Annotated in this window: 19 protein-coding genes; 9 read left to right on the top strand and 10 right to left on the bottom strand. The window is 59.0% G+C overall.

The window, feature by feature from the left end; translation table 11 throughout:
- Positions 1-40: 40 nt before the first annotated feature.
- The 6 genes from HKD32_RS01175 to HKD32_RS01150 all read left to right on the top strand — a co-directional run bounded on the left by HKD32_RS01175 (position 41) and on the right by HKD32_RS01150 (position 6,224).
- A complete protein-coding gene (locus tag HKD32_RS01175) occupies positions 41-2,065 on the top strand; it encodes a potassium transporter Kup (RefSeq protein WP_061932715.1) in 2,025 nt (674 codons plus the stop codon).
- Positions 2,062-3,213, top strand: a complete 1,152-nt coding sequence (hemW, locus tag HKD32_RS01170; protein WP_061932717.1) for a radical SAM family heme chaperone HemW — start codon at positions 2,062-2,064, stop codon at positions 3,211-3,213. Before HKD32_RS01175 ends, hemW begins: the two co-directional genes overlap by 4 nt.
- Positions 3,214-3,248: 35 nt before the next feature.
- Positions 3,249-4,331, top strand: a complete 1,083-nt coding sequence (locus HKD32_RS01165; RefSeq protein ID WP_194257360.1) for a nucleoside hydrolase — start codon at positions 3,249-3,251, stop codon at positions 4,329-4,331.
- Between the two features lie 22 nt (positions 4,332-4,353).
- Entirely contained in the window at positions 4,354-4,773 is a 420-nt protein-coding gene (locus HKD32_RS01160; protein WP_010500908.1) for a DUF1489 family protein, read from the top strand.
- 108 nt (positions 4,774-4,881) lie between these two features.
- Positions 4,882-5,817 (top strand): VOC family protein, encoded by a 936-nt coding sequence (locus tag HKD32_RS01155; protein ID WP_228118685.1) that lies wholly within the window; start codon positions 4,882-4,884, stop codon positions 5,815-5,817.
- The gene (locus HKD32_RS01150; RefSeq protein ID WP_061932721.1) at positions 5,814-6,224 is read left to right on the top strand and encodes a hypothetical protein; all 411 of its coding nucleotides are present in this window, start codon (positions 5,814-5,816) and stop codon (positions 6,222-6,224) included. The genes HKD32_RS01155 and HKD32_RS01150 overlap by 4 nt, the downstream gene beginning before the upstream one ends.
- Before the next feature lie 23 nt (positions 6,225-6,247).
- On the opposite strand, the gene HKD32_RS01145 is transcribed toward HKD32_RS01150, so the two are convergent.
- From HKD32_RS01145 to rimP, 10 genes are all read right to left on the bottom strand, one after another.
- Positions 6,248-8,248, bottom strand: a complete 2,001-nt coding sequence (locus HKD32_RS01145; RefSeq protein ID WP_194257359.1) for an FUSC family protein — start codon at positions 8,246-8,248, stop codon at positions 6,248-6,250.
- 1 nt (position 8,249) lies between these two features.
- Positions 8,250-9,668, bottom strand: coding sequence for an NAD(P)H-dependent flavin oxidoreductase (locus tag HKD32_RS01140; protein ID WP_061932725.1), 1,419 nt, complete (start codon positions 9,666-9,668; stop codon positions 8,250-8,252).
- Positions 9,669-9,732: 64 nt separating this feature from the next.
- Entirely contained in the window at positions 9,733-11,883 is a 2,151-nt protein-coding gene (pnp, locus tag HKD32_RS01135) for a polyribonucleotide nucleotidyltransferase (protein WP_061932727.1), read from the bottom strand.
- A 195-nt stretch (positions 11,884-12,078) separates the two neighbouring features.
- Positions 12,079-12,348, bottom strand: coding sequence for a 30S ribosomal protein S15 (gene rpsO, locus HKD32_RS01130; protein ID WP_010500901.1), 270 nt, complete (start codon positions 12,346-12,348; stop codon positions 12,079-12,081).
- Complete coding sequence (gene truB, locus HKD32_RS01125; protein ID WP_061932735.1) at positions 12,308-13,309, bottom strand: tRNA pseudouridine(55) synthase TruB; 1,002 nt, start codon at positions 13,307-13,309, stop codon at positions 12,308-12,310. The genes rpsO and truB overlap by 41 nt, the downstream gene beginning before the upstream one ends.
- A 100-nt stretch (positions 13,310-13,409) precedes the next feature.
- Positions 13,410-13,829 (bottom strand): 30S ribosome-binding factor RbfA, encoded by a 420-nt coding sequence (rbfA, locus tag HKD32_RS01120; protein WP_010500897.1) that lies wholly within the window; start codon positions 13,827-13,829, stop codon positions 13,410-13,412.
- Positions 13,826-16,621, bottom strand: coding sequence for a translation initiation factor IF-2 (infB, locus tag HKD32_RS01115; protein WP_010500895.1), 2,796 nt, complete (start codon positions 16,619-16,621; stop codon positions 13,826-13,828). Before infB ends, rbfA begins: the two co-directional genes overlap by 4 nt.
- Positions 16,618-17,322 (bottom strand): RNA-binding protein, encoded by a 705-nt coding sequence (locus tag HKD32_RS01110; protein WP_382385306.1) that lies wholly within the window; start codon positions 17,320-17,322, stop codon positions 16,618-16,620. The genes infB and HKD32_RS01110 overlap by 4 nt, the downstream gene beginning before the upstream one ends.
- Positions 17,270-18,817 carry a transcription termination factor NusA gene (nusA, locus tag HKD32_RS01105; RefSeq protein ID WP_010500891.1) on the bottom strand — a complete coding sequence of 516 codons (1,548 nt, stop codon included), beginning with the start codon at positions 18,815-18,817 and terminating at the stop codon, positions 17,270-17,272. Before nusA ends, HKD32_RS01110 begins: the two co-directional genes overlap by 53 nt.
- 34 nt (positions 18,818-18,851) lie before the next feature.
- Entirely contained in the window at positions 18,852-19,466 is a 615-nt protein-coding gene (rimP, locus tag HKD32_RS01100; RefSeq protein WP_010500889.1) for a ribosome maturation factor RimP, read from the bottom strand.
- A 202-nt stretch (positions 19,467-19,668) separates the two neighbouring features.
- On the opposite strand from rimP, the gene HKD32_RS01095 reads away from it, so the two are divergent.
- From HKD32_RS01095 to HKD32_RS01085, 3 genes are read left to right on the top strand one after another with little or no spacing between them, the layout of a single operon-like run.
- Entirely contained in the window at positions 19,669-20,271 is a 603-nt protein-coding gene (locus tag HKD32_RS01095) for a hypothetical protein (protein ID WP_061932739.1), read from the top strand.
- Positions 20,272-20,302: 31 nt separating this feature from the next.
- Positions 20,303-21,553, top strand: a complete 1,251-nt coding sequence (locus tag HKD32_RS01090; protein ID WP_034881021.1) for an AAA family ATPase — start codon at positions 20,303-20,305, stop codon at positions 21,551-21,553.
- 3 nt (positions 21,554-21,556) lie between these two features.
- Positions 21,557-22,480 carry a hypothetical protein gene (locus HKD32_RS01085; RefSeq protein ID WP_061932743.1) on the top strand — a complete coding sequence of 308 codons (924 nt, stop codon included), beginning with the start codon at positions 21,557-21,559 and terminating at the stop codon, positions 22,478-22,480.
- Positions 22,481-22,527 lie beyond the last annotated feature (47 nt).

The raw sequence follows: 22,527 nt of genomic DNA, 5'->3' as shown, positions 1-22,527 counted from the left end.
GTGAGGTGTTGGGAGTGCTGGTTTCCTGCGATGCCCGTAAATGGAACCACCGATGCCAGAACACGACGGCGATAACGCTCCCCCTCCTCGTCCCGGTGTCGGAGTACCGGTGGAGAGCGGCGAAGTCCTGCAAACCATCGATCAGGCCCGCAAGGATGGAAATACCGCCGAACTTGGGGATTCTGAAGGCAGCAGCCACAAGAAACCCGTAGGCTTTGGTGCACTTCTTGCCGTTCTGGGTGTCGTGTATGGCGATATCGGAACAAGCCCGCTCTATGCGCTTCAGTCTTCGGTCAATATCGTCGGCTCCGCCAAACATCCGGCCGCCGCATGGGAGATCATGGGGCTGGCCAGCCTGACATTCTGGGCGCTCATGCTGATCGTGACATTCAAATATGTCCTGCTCATCATGCGCGCCGATCATGATGGCGAAGGTGGTATCATTGCCCTGATGTCCCTGGCCCAGCGCGTCTGCAAATCACAGAGATTCCGATGGCTGTTCGGCCTCGTCGGCATCGCGGGCACCTGCCTGTTCTTTGGTGACAGCATCATTACGCCTGCCGTGTCCGTTCTTTCTGCCGTCGAGGGCATTGAAATCGCGGTTCCTTCCGCCAGCCATGTCATCATCCCGATTGCCATGATTGTTCTTGTGGCGCTGTTTGCGGCACAGGCCATGGGAACGGGGAAGATCGGCAAGGCCTTTGGTCCGATCATGGTTGTCTGGTTTGCGGTTCTGGCCATTCTCGGCGTACGGGGCATTGTTCTATATCCCCATATCCTGCTGGCCCTCTCCCCGACCTTCGCGCTCGAATTCATCGTTCTGCACGGCTATCTGTCCTTCATCGCACTCGGTTCGGTCGTTCTGTCCGTAACGGGTGCGGAGGCGCTTTATGCGGATATGGGGCATTTCGGCCGTGCACCAATCCGCAAAGCATGGCTGTTTTTCGTACTGCCGTCCCTGACATTGAACTACTTTGGTCAGGCCGCCCTGCTGATCCACGATCCAGCCACGCTGGCCAATCCGTTCTATCATCTTGGCCCACACTGGGCGCAGATCCCGCTTCTGATCCTTGCCACCTTCGCGACCGTCATTGCGTCTCAGGCAGGTATTTCGGGCAGCTTCTCGCTCTGCCGACAGCTCATCCAGCTTGGTTATCTGCCCCGTACCCGCATTGTGCATACGAATGCGGATGAGGAAGCGCAGATTTATCTGCCATCCCTGAACTGGATTCTGGCCTTCGGGGCGCTAGTGCTGGTGCTGTCCTTCCGCTCCTCTGCCGCACTGGCTGCGGCTTACGGCATCGCTGTGACCGGCACATTCCTGTGCACCTGCGTCCTGGCCATGGTGGTCTTCCGCCGCACCTTCAAATGGAGCGCTGTGGCCGTTGGAGCCGTGTTCGGTCTGTTCTTCGTCGTGGATGCAGTCTTCTTCTCCGCCAACGTGCTAAAGATCCCCGATGGTGGCTGGGTCCCACTCGCAATCGGCATCATCAGCACCATCGTCATGACAACATGGAAGCGCGGCCGTAGCCTGATTGCCGCGAAGCAGCAGGCAGATTCCATGCCGATGGCCTCGTTTCTGGCCCGCCTGCCGCAGTCACGCACCATCCGCGTTCCGGGCCTCGCTGTCTTCCTGACGGCCAACCCGGACGTCGTGCCGAACTCGCTGCTGCACAACCTGAAGCACAACAAGGTTCTGCATGAACACGTCATGTTCGTAACCGTGCAGAACCTTGATCAGCCGGAAGCCGAGCGCGGACACCGCACGATCGTTCAGGAACTGGCGCCGAACATCAATCGCGTGATCGTCCGGTACGGCTTCATGGAAATGCCAAACCTGCCGCGCGCCCTGATGGAGCTGAAGGCGCTTGGGGTCGCGTTCGATGCCATTCAGGCCTCCTATTTCACGTCCCATGAGCTTGTAGTTCGCTCCCGCGTTCCCAAGATGCAGCTCTGGCGGATGTGGCTGTTTCTGCTTCTCCTGCGTAATGCTGCCTCGACCACGGAATTCTTCCGCATCCCGCCTGATCGCGTGGTAGAGTTCGGCGTCCGGATTGCAATTTGACCGAGCCTCTTTCCCTTTACATTCACTGGCCGTTCTGTCTGGCGAAGTGCCCTTACTGCGACTTCAACTCCCATGTCCGGGATGAAATCCCGCAGAAGCGCTTCGCCGCAGCCCTGCGGCGGGAACTGGCGCATGACGCGGCCCGTCTGGGCCGTCGGCCCCTCCGCTCCATTTTCTTTGGAGGCGGCACCCCTTCCCTGATGGCTCCGGAAACGGTCGCGGCACTCATTGAGGATGCACATCAGCTTTTCGATGCCGAGCCAGATCTGGAAATCACGCTGGAAGCCAATCCGACCAGCGTGGAAGCCGGGAAATTCTCCGCCTTTCGTCAGGCTGGCGTGAACCGTGTGTCTCTCGGGGTGCAAAGCCTGCGGGACGACGCACTCAAAATGCTAGGCCGGGAACATTCGGCGGGACAGGCCATTCAGGCCCTTGAAACCGCCCGTTCCCTGTTTCCGCGCATCTCCTTCGATCTGATTTACGCTCGACCGGGCCAAAGTGATACGGACTGGGAGAACGAACTGTCCACGGCGCTGGATCTGGTGGCCGATCATCTGTCGCTCTATCAGCTTACAATCGAACCCGGTACGAAGTTTGAAGCCCTGCATCGCAGAGGCGAACTCACCCTGCCGGATGCCGACGATGCTGCACGCCTCTATGACCTCACCAGCGAGACGGCGGCCCGACATGGCCTCTTGCCCTATGAAGTCTCCAACTACGCCCGACCGGGCGCGGAAAGTCGCCATAATCTGACCTACTGGCGTTACGCGGATTACATCGGCATTGGCCCCGGAGCGCATGGGCGCCTCACACTGGACGACGGATTATACGCCACCCGACGCCATCGCGCGCCCGAACCATGGGCAGAGCGCGTTGAGAAAACAGGATCTGGCAGCACAGACGAAACGCTCCTTTCGCCGGAAGAACGTGGCCGGGAAGCGCTTCTGATGGGGCTGCGTCTTTCTGAAGGTGTGAATGAAGCTCGTTTCGCCCAACGCACCGGCCGGCCTCTGGAAGACTGCGTGGACCGCTTCATGCTGGAAGCCTGTCTGGAAGAAAATTATCTCATCCGGGAGGGGGGTATTCTGAAAGCGACAGGCGAAGGCAGACTTCGTCTTGAAGCATTGCTGGCCAGATTGGTCACTTGAGGGCATGATCGGGCGTTAATTAACAGGACGAGACCATGCGCCGATCCATTCTCTCTGCCCTCCTTGCTGCCTGCGCCCTGACCGGCATTGCTTCCGCTGCCCCTGCGGCTCCGGGATACTACATTCAGGACAACGACTATCTCGGCCCAGGCGGGTCAGACATCCAGTCCGTCATTCCGCTGCTGAACCGCGACAACGTCAATCTTCTGGCCCTGACCGTCACGGTTGGCGATGATTGGGAAAATGCTGAATCGGCCCATCTGCGTCGCTTCCTCGAAATCGCCAAGCAGACCCAGATCCCCGTGGCCGATGGCGCGACATTGCCGCTCGTCAACACGGTGGCTGCAACGCGACTGCGTGAAAAGCAGTACGGCACCATCCCCTGGAAGGGCGCCTGGGGCGGCCTCGGCTCTATCGACAAGACACCCGCAACCCAGCCTGCTCTCGGCAAAATGCCGGACGGGACGCCGCACATGGCCGTCGATCCGCTTCCTGCCGCTATGGTTCTGATCAAAGCCGTTCACGACCATCCCCATCAGGTCACAATCATTGCCGCAGGCCCGCTAACGAACCTCGCGCTTGCCATCCGTCTGGACCCGACCTTCGCGGCGACTGCCAAGCAGCTTGTGTTCATGGGGGGCCTGCTGGATTCCAGCATGATGTCCGTCACGGGTAATGCTGACTTCGCATCCGACTTCAACATGATTGCCGATCCGGAAGCTGCGCACATCGCACTGACAGCTCCCTGGGCGTCCATCACCTGTGTCGGCAATGTCTCGAACGACATCATGATGACGCATGAACTGATGAACCGTATCGCGGAGAAGAAGACGCCCGTTACGGAATATCTTCAGAAGTTTTACGCTCCCCTGCCGCTGTGGGATGAACTGACGTCCGCCATCGCAGTCGAGCCAGATCTGGTTACGAAGTCGGTCGATGCCTATATGGACATCAACACGGCTCCGGGCATGGATTACGGCCACGCCCATGTCTGGCCTGAAGCAACAGCACCTAAGGGAATGGGCCTACAGAAGGTAAAGCTCGTTCAGTCCGTGGACACGAAGCGCTTCATCAATGAGTTCGTCGCCCAGGCACAGAACGCCATGGGTACCCACTAAGACCTGAAGAAAGGCAACCGACATGCTGAACATCATCAAGCTGGCCGTCGGTTGCCCGACCATTGAGGTTCTCCGGGAACGCATGAAGCATCCCCGTGTGAATGGTCATGGTGCCGTTCCGACCCGGACTATGCCCAAACGGGCCGCCGAGGTTCTGGACGGCGGCTCCCTGTATCGCGTCATGGACGGCATGATCCTCTGCCGTCAGCCTATCATTGGGCTGGAAGCCTGCCGCCGCCCGGACGGCACCGAGGGTACGCTTATCGTTGTTTCGGATGACATCATTCCCGTACAGCCGCGTACGATGCGCCCCTTTCAGGGTTGGCGCTATCTGGACCCGAAGGATGCGCCGCCGGATCTCGGACAATCCGCCGGTGGAGATGGCATCGCTGATCTCCCACCACACCTGCGGCGGGAACTGGCAGAACTGGCCCTGATCTGATCCTGCTCTTCAAAAGGACCGATCTGGAACAAAACAACGGGACATGCGTTAGTTACTCGCCTCATGCCTGCTCCGCAGGCACCCTCCTGTCGTGCAAGGAGACACCCGTTGTCGTTGTTTCGTACTCATACACGCAAAAGCCGGCGATCCCTGGCCCTCCTTCTGGGGACGGCCCTCTCTTTTGTCGTCGCCCCCCAACTTCATGCGGCTGACGTATCAACACCGGCAACCAATGCTCCTGAAAAAGCGCAAATTCTCCCCGGCAAGATCGTTTACGCCCAACTGACCACGCCGGACCTCGACAAGGCCAAAGCCTTCTATGGCTCTCTGCTGGGTTGGACGTTCAAGGACGTCACAGTTTCGAAAGGCCGATACACGCAGGCGATCGTCAACGGACGCCCCGTTGCCGGGCTGGTCGAACGGCCGAATATGGTCGCGCATGGTGATCCGCTCTGGCTGCCATTCATCTCTGTGCAGGATGTCCGAGCCGCAGCAAATGCCGCAAAGGTCTGGGGCGGCCACATCCTGTTTAAACCGCAGAAGGTGATAGGCCGAGGCGATGAAAGCGTTATTTCAGATCCACAGGGCGGTCTGTTTGCAGCTCTGCGCTCCGCCACAGGCGATACCCCCGATGACACGACGCCCCCGCAACAGGGAGAATGGATCTGGAATGCGCTGCTGACCAGCAAACCTTATGAAGCCGCTGGTTTTTACCAGAAATTGTTCGGCTATCAGGTTGAAGCCGCGCCGGACGCAAAACGGGGAAGCGCCTATCTTCTGGAATCCCAGTCCATTACACGCGCTACCATTAACCCGCTGCCACCCCGCTTGCCAGATGGCGCACATGCACGCTGGATGAACTTCATTCAGGTCGACAGTGTCGGGGCCGCAGCCCAGAAGGCTGCTGAACTCGGCGGAAAAGTGCTGGTTCAGCCTCATCCTGATCGGCAGGACACCATCATTGCCATTCTTGCAGACCCTTCCGGGGCGGCGTTCGGCGTGATGGAATGGCATGACACCGCAACCACCGGAGATGCGAAATGATCATTCGTCTGTCACGCACTCTGGCACTGATCGGTGCATTTTCCCTCGTTCCCTTTCTTTCAGGCTGCGTCGGATATGACGGATATGGAGGAGGCGGTTACGGCGGCAGCTACTACAACACCGGCTGGGGTGGTGGTGGCTGGGGTGGCTGGGGTCCGGGCTACTCCGTCGGTCCTTATCCGGGCCGAGGAGGACGCTGGCAGGGCGGTCGCATAGATCGTAGAGGCCCTGGCGGTGGCGGACACATGGGCCGTCCCGGAGGCAGGCCAGGTGGCGGGTTTCCGGGAGGGGGTCGTCCGGGCGGTGGTCCGGGCGGAGGCTTCCACGGCAGCCCTGGTCATGGTGGAGGACCAGGCGGGCATGGGCCTGGTGGTGGCCGTGGCGGCGGTCCAGGCGGACGGCACTAGGCCCCCCGCTCAGAATGAAAGCCTTATTGGTCTACAGGTGTTTCAGGGAGAGTGGGCACTGTGCGATCCACTCGCTCAAGCGTCGCAATCTTTGACCTGATCTTTCCGCTTTCGAGTTCCTCTGCAATGTGTGCAAGTGGCTCGCCGGCGGCAAGAGAGTCTGCCTTCGTCTGCCAGAACGCCGCAGCCTCAGGATCAGGCACGCACAAGTCTGCTGCCATATCAAAGCGCAGAAGCGTTACCTCACCGCTCAGGCGCCGCAACGACCGCAAGAGCTTATGCGTGTGTTCGCTTTCCTGTCCGACATTCGATAGCCCACCCAAAATTGGTAAAGAACCACGCGCAAATTCAGCTCGCGTCGTGTCTACTCCGGCCTGGCGCTGGGCTCTGTCTGTGGTGAGAGTGTCATCACCATTTAGTACGGCAGCAAGATATCGCAGATTGCCAACAATCGCAGAACGCAGCAGGCCATTCATATCCTGTGTGACACCCTGCGGACAAACCGCAAAAGCACAGCCGAGGCCGATCAGGCTGCCCACCGTATTATCGAGAATACGTAGCCACGCGATGCCATGAGACGGCATCGTCATTTCCGTCACAATAATAAAATGCGCACTCAGAAACATGACGAGCAGCGTGTAATTCACGGCCCGCATCGCAATCGCGCCAATCACGAACACTGCGAGCGCCACGGCCATTTCCGGTAGGCCTGGCAGGAATGGCGAAACCGCGAGAACGAGAACACCCCCGCCAATTGTTCCTAAAACGCGTTCCAGAGCCCTTACGAGGGTGGTCTGACCGGAAGGCTGGATCACCAGAAGAAACGCAACAAGTGCCCAGAACCCGTAGCTGAGACTTAGCCATTGCGTCGCCAGATATGTTCCCAGAAGCCCGACAACCATCCGCAATGCATGGCGCCAGATCACAGGCGTCAGACGGGCCACATGCCGTGGAGCTTCGGCGTCAAACGGCATCCGAGCTTTTTCTGCCAGCCCGTCCGCAAGATTACCCAATGTGCGTGCACTGGTTGCGACAAGCTCGCTGATCGTACCGGAACGAACGCGAATACTGCCAGCAAGCGCCAGCGCCTCCTGAGATAACGCTTCAAGATCAGGAACAGGCGCGAGAGCAGCCTCACTCGCATGCTGGCAGAGAGCAGAAAACGCAGCCAGCGTTCCGCGGGCCTCGAAATCCAGCCCGCGTGTTTCCACCAGATGTTCGACGGCCAACATGGCCGTAAACAGACGTTCCGCACCAGCCAGAGATGCAATCAACCGTCCGCGCATACTGTAGCTGGCATGGCCCGCGTCAATCTGAAGCGCGACGCCCCTCGCCCGCTCAATCGCCGTTCGGATTGTCTGCCGGTGTACGGTTTCCTGCAATCGCCCTGCAGCCAGTTCCCCAGCCATCACCGAGAGTAGTCTGTAACACCCTCCCACAGCACGACGTGCAGGAGCGTAGGGATGCTGTGGCCAGAGAAACAGGCATAGGAAAATGGCCCATACGCCTCCACCACCAAAGGCGTAACTGATGGTCAGCGCATCCGGTAGCGTATGGGCCGGGAAGCCAATACCAGCCAGCATGACACAGCCCAGAAGGGCACAGAGCAACGCCATACTTGGGACAAGCGCCCGCGCCAGCCCCACGAACAGTCCTGTCACGATCAGCCAGGGCAGAACGCCCCAGAAAGGCGATGTGGCAATCAGGGAGGCAACACCACCCAGCACGGCACCCGCAACAGTGAAAATACCCAAAATACGGAACTGCTCGCGCGCCGTACCACCGGGTTCAATCAGGCAGCACCAGAACGCTGCAAACGCAGCCCAAGCGAAAACAGCCTGATGAAAATAAAGAGCAGGAAGAAGGGCAACAACCGTTGCAAGAGCCGCCCGGACACCCTCAGCCGGAGCAAGCTGCTCGGGGCTGAGAGGAACCGAATGACGGGCTAAAAACTGGGACAGGAAAGTCAGGTGACGGGTGCGGTTCAATGAAGCCTGTCGCGCCTTTGGATCACGCACCGTCATCTTATCGTCCTGTTAAAATACGCTCCACGAGCTGGCCCACTGTAGGAACAAATCCATTCGCATAAAAGGGATCGGTTCCGAAACGCCAGGCGTTCGTGCCACCAAACATCAGGTTGTGGTCAACCACATCATCCGCATGCTCATCATTCGGGGCATGGGCAATAGTCTGAAGCGTTTTCTGGATGCAGAAGGAACGCGGGTCAGCTTTCTGTCCGTTGGTGTAAGGCTCGCGCTGCATCCAGTTGGAAAACTTACATGCAGACAGACAGCCCATGCAGTTCGTCTGATCCGCAAGGATCTCCCGGGCACTGTCAGGCGTGACGAAAACCAGCGTATCATCCGGTGTGCGAAGCGCTTCCGTGAATCCCTGCGCTTCCCAGCCAGCGATATGCTGGCGGTCTGTCGAAGAGACAAACACTTCACGCTTGCGCGCGCCCACGCCGTAAGACGCATCCAGCTCTGCTGTCGCTTCGGGGCTATAAGCGACCTGTCGCTCAGAGCGGCCACGAAGATCCTGCATGAAGCTGTTGTTCACGGCAGAAGAATAGAAGCCCGTCGGGGAGAAGCGGTTGAGATACACATCTCCCTTCTTCAGCGTCAGAAGACGGCGCTTCCACGCATCGGGGATCGGGCTTTCCTTCGTGAGCAGTGGCCGGGTACCGAACTGAAACGCGATCGGTCCGAGATCCGGGTTCCCGATCCAGTCCTGCCAGTCTTCAAGTGCCCAGACACCACCCGCCATGATGATTGGGGTCTCATCCAGACCATACTGACGCATGACCCGACGCAGTTCGAGGACGCGCGGGAACGGGTCTTCCGGGTTCAGCGGATTTTCCGTGTTGGACAGGCCGTTATGACCACCAGCCCGCCACGGATCTTCGTAGACCACCCCCCCCAGCAGTTCCGGAGCCTTGCTGTACGCCCGACGCCAGAGCGCATTGAACGCACGCCCCGAAGACACGATGGGATAATACGGAATGCCGTGCTTGACCGCGATTTCCGACAGGCGATACGGCATGCCCGCACCGCAAGTCAGACCGTTGATCAGACCCGGGGCACCCTCGAGGATACCCTCGATGATCTCTTCTGCGCCGCCCATTTCCCAAAGGATATTGGCGTGGAGACGACCTTTGCCGCCAGCAATCTCATGAGCGATCTTCGCCTGCGCGATACCACCATCAATCGCATAGCGGATCAGTTCGCGCTGCCGCTCACGGCGAGTGCGACCATGATAGATCTGGGGAACAGGACGCCCCTGTTCGTCATAGCTGTCAGCGTTGACGGCGGAAATAGTTCCAATTCCGCCGGCAGCAGCCCAATGACCTGCCGAGGTACCGGTGGAGACAGAAACACCTTTGCCTCCCTCAACCAGCGGCAAAACATCCTGACCACCAAAACGAAGGGTGTCGATCAACTTCATGGGGACTCGATGTCTCCGATACTCACATAAAAAAGGCGGGGCCTTGCGAGCCCCGCCCGAGGGCTCACTCGGCGTCGCGACGAGGCGGACGGCCAGGCTTGGCCCCCACGCTCTCCGTAATATCGGCACCGGTTTCCTGATCGACAACCCGCATGGACAGCTTGACCTTGCCGCGATCGTCGAAGCCGATGACCTTAACCTTCACGGCATCGCCCTGCTGGACGACGTCGGACGTCTTGGCAACACGGCCCTGCGTCAGCTCGGAGATGTGAACCAGACCATCACGCGGGCCAAGGAAGTTCACGAACGCACCGAAGTCCGCCGTCTTCACGACCTTACCGTCATAGATGCGACCGATTTCCGGCTCTGCGACGATGCCTTCAATACGGGCAATCGCCTTCTGGGCCTGCTCGTCATTGGAGGCAGCGATCGTGATCGTGCCGTCATCACCAATGTCCACCTTGGCGCCGGAATACTCGACGATCTCACGGATAACCTTACCACCGGAACCGATCACATCGCGGATCTTTTCCTTCGGCACGGACATCGTGGTGATCTTCGGGGCATTGCCGGATACGCCTTCACGGCCTTCCGTCAGAGCCTTCGACATTTCGCCAAGGATGTGGATACGGCCGCCACGAGCCTGTTCCAGAGCGATCTGCATGATTTCCGGCGTGATGGACGTGATCTTGATGTCCATCTGAAGGGCCGTGATGCCCTGCTCCGTACCGGCGACCTTGAAGTCCATGTCGCCCAGATGATCTTCATCACCCAGGATGTCGGACAGAACCGCAAAGCCACGATCTTCCTTGATCAGGCCCATGGCAATGCCAGCGACCGGACGCGGCAGCGGCACACCGGCATCCATCAGCGCCAGAGACGAACCGCAGACGGTCGCCATGGAGGAGGAACCGTTGCTTTCCGTAATCTCGGAAACCACGCGCATCGTGTACGGGAACTGCTCCTTGGACGGCAGCAGCGGATGCAGAGCGCGCCATGCCAGTTTGCCGTGACCGATTTCACGACGCCCTGGGGAGCCCATACGACCACACTCACCGACCGAGTACGGAGGGAAGTTGTAGTGCAGCAGGAAGTTGGAGCGATATTCGCCTTCAAGCGCGTCAATGACCTGCTCGTCCTGGCCCGTGCCAAGCGTCGCGACAACCAGAGCCTGCGTTTCACCACGGGTGAAGAGCGAGGAACCATGCGCACGCGGCAGGATACCGACTTCTGCAAGGATCGGGCGAACCGTCTTCAGATCGCGACCGTCAATACGGATGCCCGTCTTGAGGATAGAGCCGCGAACAACCTGAGCTTCCAGTTCCTTGAGCATCGGCTTGGCCAGCTCGACGTCAAAGCCTTCTTCAGCCAGAATTTCGTTGATACGGTCCTTGGCTTCGCCAACTTTCTTGTAGCGGGCCTGCTTGACGCGCTCCTTGTAGGCTTCGGCCATCAGCTTGTTGCCGACCTTCTCGACGCGCTTGCGAAGGGCGATTTCTTCCTTCGACAGCGTCGGCAGATCCCACGGAGCCTTGGCGGCGTGTTCAGCCAGAGCAATGATGGCTTCGATCACAGGCTGGAAGGAGGTGTGACCAAGCGTCACGGCTTCCAGCATGGTCTCTTCCGAAAGCTCGCTGGCTTCGGATTCAACCATCAGCACGCCTTCGGACGTACCGGCGACAACGAGATCCAGGGTGCTGTCCTTGACTTCGGACAGCGTCGGATTCACGACGAGCTTGCCATCAATGCGACCAATACGGGCAGCACCGACCGGGCCAAAGAATGGGATGCCGGACAGCGTCAAGGCAGCGGAGCAGCCGATGAGGGAAACAATCGCCGGATCGTTTTCCATGTCGTGGCTCAGAACCGTTGCCGTCACCTGAACTTCGTTACGGAAGTTCTCCGGGAACAACGGACGGAGCGGACGGTCGATCAGACGTGCATTCAGCACTTCTGCTTCAGACGGACGGCCTTCGCGCTTAAAGAACCCACCCGGGATCTTGCCAGCTGCATAAGCCTTTTCCTGATAATTGACCGTCATCGGGAAGAAGTCCTGTCCCGGCTTAACGCTCTTGGCGCCAACAGCCGTACACAGAACAACCGTGTCGCCATAGGTGACCATGACGGCACCATCAGCCTGGCGGGCAATCTTGCCGGTTTCGAGGATCAGCGGGCGTCCGGCCCACTCGATTTCCTTACGGAAATAATCGAACATATCGTTCTCCTAAACTAGGAACGAGCCATCATCTGGACAGTCCGGCAGGTGACGGAGCAGCGTTTCGGACGGCATGGCGGTGGCAACGGGAGAATACCCGCAACGACACCATGTGGCCTGAAACGCCGGTCGCGCACCCCACCTGCGGAACATCCGATGGCAGGAATGTCCGGGGGCAAGCCCCCGGACGACGTATCAGCGACGCAGGCCGAGACGCTCGATCAGACCCTGATAGCGGGCCTCATCCTTGCGCTTCAGATAGTCCAGCATGCTGCGACGCTGACCGACCATCATCAGAAGACCACGACGGGAGTGGAAGTCCTTCTTGTGGGTCTTCAGGTGCTCGGTCAGGTTGACAATGCGCTCGGTCAGGATCGCGACCTGAACTTCCGGGGAGCCCGTGTCGGTCTCGTTCTGGCGGTATTCAGCGATCAGAGCCGTGCGGCGTTCTGCAGTAATCGACATCGTGTTCTCCAAAAAACTCGTGGTTTTCCAGCATCCGTGCTGCCCTGAGCCGTCCATCGCGGATCTGACACAGGCCAATCACGTGCTCTCCGATCATCGCACGCCACAGTTGGTCTCCCTCCTGTGACACGGCCGGCAGAGGATACGTCAGATCAGCGGGGTCAAGAGACTGCCCCCAGATCAGTATCCTTCCCTCCGCTTCGGTAACGGCCAGCGCCGGGATGTCGACCAGCGCGGTCGCTACATCCAGCAGAGGAGCCGGAAGAGCATCGGCCTTGTCCACAGTTTGAGCAGATTTGTCCAGTGCTATCTGATCTATCGTCATGGCATGGGACAGATCGAAAGGTCCGCATTTCGTCCTGCGAAGGACTGAAATATGCCCGACCGTTCCACAGGCCAGAGCAATGTCGCGGGCCAGCGAGCGCATATAAACACCCTTGCCGGATTGGACTTCAAAGAGTGCCGTGTCCGCATCAGGGCGCGACACCAGAGTTATCGAATCGATACGTGCAGGGCGTGGAGGAAGCTCAGGCGGACGGCCGGAACGCGCCAGATCATAAGCGCGCTGACCACCGACACGCAGCGCTGAAAAGACAGGAGGAACCTGCATGACGTCACCGGTCAAAGATGGCAGGCAGGCTCGAAGTTCTTCATCCGTCGGACGATACGATGAGATTGCCAGAACCTCACCTTCCAGATCATCAGTCGTGCGGCTTTCACCCATCGTTAGCGTGAACTGGTAACGCTTTGTCGCATCCATGATGTAGGGGATGGTGCGCGTAGCCTTGCCGAAAGCGATGGGCAAGATACCAGAAGCCAGAGGGTCAAGCGTACCAGCGTGGCCAGCTTTTTGAGCGTCAAATGCCCAGCGCAGCTTGTTGACCATATCTGTTGAGGTCGGACCAAGTGGCTTGTCGAGAATCAGCCAACCGTCAATCTCGCGTCCACGTTTTCTCGCCACTGTCCCAGCACCCTTTGTCCATGATCGGGCGCTGATAGACCAGTCAGACGGGTAAATGCAAAAAACTCCTCCTGACGAATGTCAGAAGGAGTTTTTCAAATCAGTCTTCCAGATCGCGCTTCACTTCCGGAGACCGGAAAAGCTGATCCAGTTCCATCGCATTGTCCAAAGCCGTATCTGGCTGGAAATGGATTTCGGGAACAGTCCTGAGCCGAAGCATCTTGGACAGACCCGTGCGGAGGAAAGGAGCAACCCGCTTCAGCGCCGGAAGAACCTCTTCCACATCGCTGCGACCCAGACGGGTTACAAAAGCCGTCGCATGACGAAAATCCGGAGAAATCCGAACTTCCGTCACCGTCACATGAACATCCAGCAGTTCCGGATCACGGAACTCCGTACGGGCAAAGATTTCCGCCAGAGCACGACGGACTTCCTCAGCCACCCGCAGCTGCCGGGTGCTTGGTCCGTGAGCCGAGACTCCCGCCGGACCCTTCAGGTCATTTCTGGAACGTGAGCTCAAGCCGGGATCACTTCCATCTCATAGCACTCGACGACATCGCCTTCGCGCAGATCATTGTAACCTGCGAAGGACAGACCGCACTCATAACCACGAGCCACTTCCTTGACGTCGTCCTTGAAGCGCTTGAGCTGGCTGAGTTCACCCTGATGGATGACTACGTTCTCACGCAGCAGACGCACGCCACAGCCACGCTTGACGAGGCCTTCGGTGACATAGCAACCGGCAACCTTGCCAGTCTTCGTGATGTTGAAGACCTGACGGATTTCCGCATAGCCCAGGAACTTCTCGCGATGCTTGGGCGCAACCTTGCCCTTCACGAGCTGCTCTACGTCGTCCGCCACCTGATAGATGATGGAGTAGTAGCGGATGTCCACACCTTCACGCTGCGCCAGTTCACGAGCCTGCGTTGTCGCACGAACGTTGAACGCCACGATGATGGCATCGGAGGCCTTGGCCAGCTGAATGTCGCTTTCCGTGATCTGGCCGACAGAGGCGTTCAGAACCCGAATTGCAACTTCTTCATGGGCAAGCTTCTGAACCGTCGTCGCGATTGCTTCAGCGGAACCCTGCACGTCAGCCTTGATGAGAAGGGCAACTTCCTTCTGATCACCAGCCTGAATGCGGGCCAGCATCTGATCAAGCGTTCCACGAGCGGCAACCTGCGTTGCAGCCTGTTTGTCCTTGATCACGCGCTGGCGGAATTCGCTGATCTCACGGGCACGGGCGTCGTTTTCAACAACAACGAACGGCTCGCCAGCACCAGGAACCCCCGTCACGCCGAGGATTTCAACCGGCATGGAAGGACCAGCATCCTTGAGCTGACGTCCACGATCGTCGAGAACCGCACGGACACGTCCCCATTCCGCACCTGCGACAACAATGTCACCACGACGAAGGGTACCCTTCTGGACGAGCACAGAAGCAACTGGGCCACGTCCACGATCCAGACGGCTTTCGATCACCGTGCCTTCAGCCACACGATCCGGGTTAGCCTTCAGGTCAAGCATTTCTGCCTGCAGAAGAATGGCTTCTTCCAGCTTGTCCAGACCAGTGCGCTTGAGAGCAGACACTTCGATGTCCTGCGTATCACCACCCATAGCTTCCACGACGATTTCGTGGCTGAGCAGCTCCTGACGGACACGATCCGGATTTGCACCTGGCTTGTCGATCTTGTTGATCGCCACAATGATCGGAGCATTCGCAGCCTTGGCATGCTTGATGGCTTCAATCGTCTGCGGCATGACGCCGTCATCCGCAGCAACCACCAGAACAACCACGTCCGTCACGGATGCACCGCGAGCACGCATGGAGGTGAATGCCTCATGACCCGGGGTATCAATGAAGGTAATCTTCTTACCGGAAGGCGCCGTGACCTGATACGCACCAATATGCTGCGTAATACCACCGGCTTCTCCACCCGCCACATCAGCAGCGCGCAGGGCATCCAGCAGAGACGTCTTACCATGATCGACATGGCCCATCACGGTCACAACCGGAGCACGCGGCTTCAGGTCTTCCGGACGGTCCTCGACACCTTCAATGCCGATTTCAACATCGCTCTCGGCAACACGCTTCACGCGGTGGCCGAATTCCTCGACAACCAGCTCTGCCGTATCGCCGTCAATGCTCTGCGTTGCCGTCGCCATGACGCCCATCTTCATGAGCGACTTGATGACTTCACCCTGACGGGACGCCATACGGTTCGCCAGTTCAGCAACCGTGATGGTCTCCGGAACGATCACGTCACGAACGACGCGAACCTGATCCGAACGTAGACGCTCCAGTTCGGCCTGACGACGCTCGCGATCACGCTGACGACGGACCGAAGCTAGTGAACGGGTCTTACCGTCGTCACCTTCAATCGCTGCACGCACGTCAATACGTCCGCTACGACGATCGCTACCACCGCCAGCGCCCTTGCGGGGTGACGGCTGTGCAGAACGACGCTGCGCCGCACCACCCGGTGCGCCACCGCCACCGCCACTACGGCGGGCAGGGGCACGACGTTCCTCATCACCGCCTACATTGGCAGCAGCCGAGCGCAAGTGAAGGGTTTCCCCACCACGCGGCTGAGCCGGTGCAGAGGCAGGAGCCGGACGAGCCGTCTGAATGGGGCGCTCCGGCATGATGGCACGTTCTGCCAGCGGACGAAGACGCTGAACCGGCGCGGCCAGCTGAACACCGCCAGTTGAATGGCTGCGCGGATCAAGAGGAGCAGAGCGCGCGGCTTCTTCGGCTTCACGTTCTGCCTGACGTGCGGCACGCTGGGCTTCCTGCTCAGCATGGATGCGCGCTTCTTCGGCGGTACGGACAGCCTGAAGGTCACGTTCTTTGCGAGCGGCCTCTTCAGCAGCCTGAGCCTCGACAGCCAGACGCTGTTCTTCCTCGGCACGGCGAGCTGCTTCTGCAGCCGACATGATCTGGATTTTTTCTTCTTCGCGACGCGCAGCTTCCTCGGCTGCGGCTTTCCGCTGCGCCTCAAGAACACGCTGGCGGGTCGCAAGCTCAGCAGCCGTCAGGGCGCGACCGCCGGCACCAGCACCACGTCCACCACGCGCACCACCTGCCGGGCCACCAGGACCAGAAGTTGCACGCTTGGGCTTGCGCACCTCAACCTGCACGACCTTGGATCGGCCATGGCTGAAGCTCTGCCGTACGGAGCCGGCATCCACTGTACGACCAACATCCTTGCGGCCTGCAGGGCGTAGGGACAGGCGGCCGCTCTTGTTCTGTTCGCCGCCCTGTGATGGGGTCTGTGTTCCGTCCTGGTTGCGCTCGTTGCCGTCGCTCATAGTTCCGCCTGTTCCTTACTGACCCCTGCGGGGTCTGGGAGTGGACGTCCTGCCACTCCCGAAAATCTCTCATGTTCGGCGATCAGGCGCTGTGCCAGCGCACCCGGCGCCATCACCGCATAGACCGCCCGGTCCCGGCCGAACGCCGAAGCCAAGACGCGATCGGGAACTGTCACCACCGGCAGAGAACGCCGGCCCGACACCAGTCTGGAGAACTCGTCCGGACTTGCACTTTCCGAACGGATCACCACCCCTGCCCTACCGGAAGTGAGCCACTCCCGGCATTTCTGAAACCCGCAGACAACCTGCCCCGCTCTTCGGGACAAACTGACGGCATCCAGCATCCGCTGTGTCAGACCAGCTTCGACGAGATCCGCCAAACTGTCCGGTACAGACACCTGAGCCTTCGCAGCACGTGCGAAAGCCTGACGGGTGCGGAGGCTATCTAACACATCCCGGCTAGCACTCAACCACATTCCCCGACCCGGCAGCTTTGCCGCCAGATCAGGTACAACCCGGTTATCCGGGCTGACTACGAAACGGATCATGCTCTCAGGCGGCTTCTGCTCTCGAGTCACGAGGCAGCGCCGCTCTGAACTGCGGCGCCCTAGAGCACCACGAACGGGACCATTATCAGTATCAGAAATATCAGACGTCGGTCGACTCCCCGTCCTGCTTGTCGGCTTCAGCCGATTCGTCACCTTCGAACCAGTGTGCTCGAGCAGCCATGATGACTTCATTTGCAGCATCTTCATCCATGGCATCGGCGCCAAGAATGTCCACAAGTTCGTCACCAGCCAGATCGGCCAGATCGTCGAGCGTCTTCACACCCTTCTCACCCAGCGTTACCAGCATCTGGTTCGTGAAGACTCCGAGGTCAACAACATCGTCCGTTACGCCAAGCGCCTTGCGCTTGTCGTCCAGCTCCTGTTCCTTGCCAGCCAGATACTCGTTTGCACGGAGCATCAGCTCTTCGGCAACACTCTCGTCGAAGCCTTCGATATCATGCAGCTCGCCCGGGTCCGTATAGGCCAGTTCCTCAATGGAATGGAAGCCTTCTGTCACCAGCAGACTTGCAATCACGTCATCCACGTCAAGGGAGTCCACAAAGAGACCTGTCCGCTTGCGGAACTCTTCCTGACGGCGCTCCGATTCCTCAGCTTCCGTCAGAATATCGATGTCCCAACGCGTCAACTGACTGGCCAGACGCACGTTCTGACCGCGACGACCGATAGCGAGCGAAAGCTGCTCGTCAGGCACCACGACTTCAACGCGCCCTGCTTCTTCGTCCATCACCACCTTGCTGACTTCAGCAGGAGCAAGGGCATTCACCACGAACGTGGCGGCCTGCGGACTCCAGGGAATGATGTCGATTTTCTCGCCCTGCAGTTCAGCCACAACAGCCTGAACGCGGGAACCACGCATACCAACGCAGGCACCGACCGGATCAATCGCCGCATCGCGGGAAATCACGGCCATCTTGGCACGGGACCCAGGATCACGGGCAACAGCCTTGATCTCGATGATCCCATCGTAGATTTCCGGCACTTCCTGAGCAAACAGCTTCGCAAGGAAAGCCGGATGCGTACGGGACAGGAAGATCTGCGGTCCGCGCGGCTCGTCACGCACATCATAAATGTAGGCGCGAACGCGGTCGGAGTTGCGGAAAGACTCGCGGGGGATCAGTTCGTCACGACGCAGAAGGCCTTCGGCATTGCCGATTTCAACCATCATGTTGCCGTACTCGGTCCGTTTGACGGTACCGTTGACGATCTCGCCTACGCGATCCTTGAATTCGTTATACTGGCGCTTACGCTCATATTCGCGAACGCGCTGAACGATGACCTGCTTCGCCGTCTGGGCAGCGATACGTCCGAAATCGATCGGAGGGAGCGGATCAACGAGATGCTCGCCAATCTGGATTTCCGGCTGGAACTTACGGGCGATGTGAATGGGGATCTGCGTGTCCTCATTCTCCACCTGCTCGACAGCTTCCGTCCAGCGGCTGAGACGAACTTCGCCCGTCTTACGGTCGATGGTCGCGCGAATATCCTTCTCGTGACCATACTTTGCGCGGCCGGCCTTCTGAATGGCCTGCTCCATCGCTTCCAGCACTTCCTCGCGGTCGATGTTCTTCTCGCGCGAGACTGCGTCTGCGACCAGCAGCAGTTCAGGGCGGATAACAGATGTGTCCATCAGATCGGACCTCCAGCCAGCATGAGACGGGTCATTAGTTCTTCTTCCCCGGCTTCTTCGGGTTCAGTTTAGGAACGCGGGGCGTCTCGCCATCGCTTTCCTCGTCGGACGAAACGCCTGACAGGGCAGCACTCGCCTCGATCAGGGCATCCGTCAGCACCAGACGAGCCTTGCGGACTTCCGTCAGCGGCAGCTCTGCCTCCGTGCCGTCATCCAGACGGATAACACCTTTACCATCCCGCGCGCCCATCACCGTTCCGGAGAAGCGACGACGGCCATTCAGCGGCACATCAAGTTCAGCCTTGGCCAAATGTCCGGCGAATCGATCCCAGTCCTTGGCGCGGGTCAGCGGACGGTCGATCCCTGCGGACGACACCTCCAGCATCCAAGCCCCAGGAATTGGATCATCGACATCAAGAATGGCGCCGACAGCGTGGCTGATCTGCTCACAGTCATCCACAGAAATCAGGGAGCCGTCTGCACGGTCTGCCATGATCTGGATGGTCGGGGTGTCGCGCCCGAGAACGGAAAGGCGAACGAGCTCGTAGCCCAGATCCGCCAGAGTCGGCGCGATCCGCTCTGCAATACGGGCTTCAAGGCCCGTGAGATGAGGCAGTTCGAGACCGGAAGATGTGTTCTGTTGAGGCAAGACAAAAAAGGCGGCCCGTCAGGGCCACCCCCCGAAAAGAGCGGAAGATGAATGGAATGGCATCTATTTAGGCCCTCGCTCCTCTCAATGCAAGTAGAAGCACAGGGAAGCTGCCATGCAGGGGATTCGAAAGATTTGTTTACATTTATCCAGACGCAGAATGCTTGCCTTGGAAGGCCTGTCGGGGTGAGATGACTATCCGATGACAATCCAACCCGAGCCTAAACCACAACTTCTTCCCCAGCAGGAAACGCCTCGCAGTCGTTCACTCTGGGCGGGAGGAACCCTTCTGGCCGTTGCGTCCATCGGAGCGGGAGCTTTTTTCTTTACGCACTCTACTTCAACGCCAGCGGCGGCAACACTCGCTTCCTCAGCTGGCAATCAGACAGCCAGCGCTGCATCGACCTTTCAGGCAGATGCTCAGCTTTCCATGATTGCTCCTGGGGACGCTCCCAAAGCATTGGCAGGCACCAGCTTCACGGAACAGCAGAAAATCAGCATCCTGGCTGCCGTCAAACGGGGCGACATGCGACTTGTGGAAATGCCTGTTCTTGATGGCGCAGGCGTTACAGGGCAAACCGTTGATGTTACAGTGTCAGGGTTCACGCAGCGTATTGTTCTGACAGGAAAATTCCAGCACCTCGTGCTCCCGATTGTGGAAGCAGCGCAGGTCACGATTGATCCCGTCACCATGCCTCATGCCCCCGCTCTCACCATCGGTGCCCTAACCGCTCTTGGCCCCGAAGCCCTGCCAAGCCTGACTGCGCTGACCCAGCGTATCGTGCTTGACGTGATTGTTCAGTAAAGGCCTCCCGGTGCTTAAGTCGATCGTCCCCATGCTCAACCGGGCCATGCCACTCATGATGGCGGCCTTCCTAATTTTGGCGGTCATTCAGGTGGCCGTCATGCTACATCTGTCCCTGGACGGGCTTTGGCGAGCCATAGATTGGATGCGCCCCGCTTACCTGCCCCTCGCCGGGACAGGCGCAGCACTCACCGCTTTAGGCCTCGCCTACGAAACTTCTGCTGAAAAACTGGCACGCCGTGGGCTACGCCGGAGGAAAGGTTTGATCATGGATGTTCTCAGCCGGCTGACCAATCGCGGCGCCCTCGAAGAACTCATGGCCCGCGAACAACGCGAAACCGTCATTGATGCGGAAGAACTCGCCGCCTCCCTCCGCGCCCGTGTCATCGGGCAGGATCGCGTCTGCGAAGATATTGCCCAACAACTTCGGCGGCGACTGGCTCTTCAGGTCCGCGGCAAGCCTGTTGGAATTTTTCTGCTGGCTGGCCCCCCTGGCACAGGCAAGACCTATCTGGCCAAACAGATCGCAAAGCAGATGGAGCGACCCCTCCTGCATTTCGACATGACCCAGATGTCCAGCCCTCATGCAGCAACCCAGCTTTTCGGTTCTCCGAAAGGCTATGTGGGTTCCGACACGTTCGGCAAGCTGACAGGCGGCCTCAAGGATCAACCAGATGCGGTCGTTCTGCTAGATGAAATCGAGAAAGCACATCCAGATGTCTTCAAGAAGTTTCTGACGGCCTGGAACGATGGTCATGTTACGGAGGCTTCCACCGGTGAGCAGGTTTCCACCACGCGCGCCATTTTCATGCTGACATCCAACATCGCAACCGACGCCCTGACGGAAATTGCAGACCGGCTTGAAAATGAGCCGGACAAGATGCGGGCCGAGTCTGTGGAAGCCCTTAAGCGGGCCGGCTTTGCGCCGGAAGTTCTGAACCGCCTTGACCGGATCTTTGTTTTCCGCGCCCTGAGAGGGCTGGATCTGGCACGCGTTGCAGCTCTGGAAATCGAAGCCATGATTGAAAGCTACGGCCTTCATGTCGAGACAGGCGGCATTGATGCCGCCCTGCTCTTCCAGGTTATGGTCAAGCAGAAGAACCTTGGAACCGGAGCCAGCGCACGCGATCTGGTTCGCTCCATTGAGGACATGGTCAGTGAAAGCCTGATTGTCGCGCGACAGCAAGGCGCAAAAATGGTCCGCCTTTCTGCCGGAGACGATGGCGTCAGAGCTGAAATTTCCAAGGATGCCGATGTCCAGCTCGGTCGTCTGAGCCACTGATCCATGACAGCATTTGGTCGACTTTGGCGCCGCGCGCCGCTCTGGCGCACAAGCCTTTTCATTATGGTGGGAGGCATGGGAATGGCAGCATTCTTTCCTACCCCCACACTAAAGAAGCATCTTCCATGGCTTCCGGGAAAAACCCCGGGAGCAGTTCATGCGCCTACACAATCCGCGCAGGGAAATAGCGGCAGCACGCCGAACAATAGCCCTGATAGTGTGACGGCCCCTGATCCCGGCATCACCCAACAGGGGGGACTGCATCTAGCCGGACGAATTATTCCTCTTCCAGCGGGAGAATGGCATCCCATTCTGGCGGCCCGAACCGGACCGCACGGCGAGATTTCCCAACAGGTTCTGGCCAGAACGTCCCTTGGTGTCGTTTCGGGCGTCATAGTCGTCGAGGCCAGCCAGCAGCCCCTGCCACCTCAGGCCGTAGATGATCTGGAACGCCCCTGCCATGATGATCGGAATTATGCATCCCAGATTGTGGAAAAACAGGGCCTGGTCGAAGAATGTGCCTATATCGGCAATGCCTTCATTCTGCCTGGATCTCCCAACGGAAGTCCTTTTGTAAGCGCAGCTTTTGACCGGATGAATACACTGGGCTTTCCCATCCCACCGCTTATGATCACGCTTGGATGGTATCACGCAGCAGCTCAAGGCACTCAGGGCGTTCAGATTGAAGCTGTGGAAACCCTGATTGCCCCAATCGAACCGGGCTCACGCCAACTTCTGGCTCCTCCCCCCGTCTGGACGAAGGACGGCATCAAGACCAACCAGGCAGCAACAAAATTTATTTCTGACGTCAAGGCATGGATGCCTGGATGGACGGATCTGCTTCGGAAAGGGTTTGATGGCAAGTTGGATGCGAATGCAATCCCTATTGCCCCCACCAGAGACCCCTCTGCTCCCAAAACGCCCTGAATTCTGGCAACGCCTGCTGAACGAGGGCCACGCTTAGAGCACGGCCC

This window comes from Gluconobacter japonicus (assembly GCF_015244665.1).
In the GTDB taxonomy this organism is placed as follows: domain Bacteria; phylum Pseudomonadota; class Alphaproteobacteria; order Acetobacterales; family Acetobacteraceae; genus Gluconobacter; species Gluconobacter japonicus.
This window is presented reverse-complemented; position numbering and strand designations above follow the sequence as displayed.